Genomic DNA, 1,542 nt, shown 5'->3' with positions numbered 1-1,542 from the left:
ACCGGCGATCGCCGGGATCTGCACTTGCTGTTTCGTCGTAAGCGTCATATGTGGATAAGAGACAGAGCCAAACATGGTCACCAGTTAGACGATTTGAAGCATACTGATTGGGGCATACTAGCCGCTTATCAACCAAGCGAACTCGAATTCATCTCTAAAGCGGTCAAAGATTTACGGGTCATTCGGGAAGTTAAAGCCGTGGTGCAAACCCAATACGACAGCATTCTAACGACTGCTTTTCCGGACAGTGACCTCGATAAGCTAGAGACGATTGACAAGGAGCAAATCTATACCGCTGTGGTTTATTATGATCCAGAATTAAAGCCATTAAGCGCCAATGATCTTAGTCAATTGCAACAGCAGCCACCGGTAGTCTTTACTAGTCAGCAACACCAAGCCGGTTTAAATTACCTGTTAGGTAAAATGGAATTAAAAGATATTCAGGATCATCGACTGCAACGGGTCTTAAAACATGATGGCACCCGGCAACTGTTTATCGGCGAATGTGGCCAAGATCCTAAGTTGGATCACAAACAAATTGAAATGGTGCAAGCCCGTTTGAAACAACAGACAACACGGTTTGATCAATATAAGCAAGACCAAATTAAGGACTATCAGGCCATTAATTATTACCCAACTAGCCCGAAAAACTACCTGACTAATATTTTGGACGAAGCCTTAATAACCATTTTATATGTGAAGAACACGGACTATCTAAGAAAGCAGCAACTACGTGGCTTAAAAGAGACCGAGTGGGCAATGACGAAAAAGCAGCGGCAACATCAAACTAGAAACCGGCATGAAGATGGGGGCATGCACTTGTAATCTAAATGTAGAATTAAAGGCGCCTATAAGTATTTAAAAGAAATTACTGAAAATGGGGCTTATTATCAAGTGGCTTGGCAAAAATTAGCCGATGGCTACGTTGCCCTTTATGGCACGACCCCGATTCAAATAAGATCATTGCCAACATTGAATGATATTTTTGAAGATGAGGAGGGGTAACTTATGCCAAATAAAGCAGATGTTAAGGCTTGGAAAGCACAATTAGTCGCCCAGGCTGAACAGCAAATCCTAAAATTAACTGATAGTGACCAATTTAAAAAGTATCTCAATGGTAGATTGCAAATTTAATCCGAATTTTTGGACAAATTTGTCAGCATAACCTGATACGGTGTTTGCTAGTCGAGTATTTTAAGCGGTCGCTGGTTAATTTGGAGTAACGTCGTCGTTAAATCTTGAGCACTAATGTACTCAAAACGAGTCCCTTTAGGATAAAAATAACGTAAATTCCGATTAAAGCGTTCATTACTACCACGTTCAGCTGGAGTATAAGCATGGCAGTAATAGGTCTTAATACCATATTGTGATCAAGAGATACTAGCCCACTAAACTCAGTGCCACGGTCCACAGTAAAGCTGTGCACCGGACCATTAAAAGTTGTTAGGAACTTAGTTAGTGCTTCATTAACAGTCGCTGTCGTCCGATCTTTTAACCGGTATGCCCAAAGGAACCGTGATCTTCGATCGATTAAAGTTAATA

1 protein-coding gene and 2 pseudogenes are annotated in these 1,542 nt (G+C 41.3%); 2 read left to right on the top strand and 1 reads right to left on the bottom strand.

Features of this window, described 5'->3' with window-relative positions; all coding sequences use genetic code 11:
• Both CBP76_RS11655 and CBP76_RS13520 read left to right on the top strand, forming a co-directional pair.
• A pseudogene (locus tag CBP76_RS11655) lies at positions 1 to 825 on the top strand (MobQ family relaxase); the annotation flags it as partial.
• Positions 826 to 1,008: 183 nt separating this feature from the next.
• Positions 1,009 to 1,134, top strand: a complete 126-nt coding sequence (locus CBP76_RS13520; RefSeq protein ID WP_281258482.1) for a hypothetical protein — start codon at positions 1,009 to 1,011, stop codon at positions 1,132 to 1,134.
• A 47-nt stretch (positions 1,135 to 1,181) separates the two neighbouring features.
• Here CBP76_RS13520 and CBP76_RS11645 read toward each other — a convergent pair.
• Positions 1,182 to 1,542, bottom strand: a pseudogene (locus CBP76_RS11645) (IS30 family transposase); the annotation flags it as partial.

Source organism: Companilactobacillus nuruki (assembly GCF_002872255.1).
Lineage (GTDB): Bacteria > Bacillota > Bacilli > Lactobacillales > Lactobacillaceae > Companilactobacillus > Companilactobacillus nuruki.
This window is presented reverse-complemented; position numbering and strand designations above follow the sequence as displayed.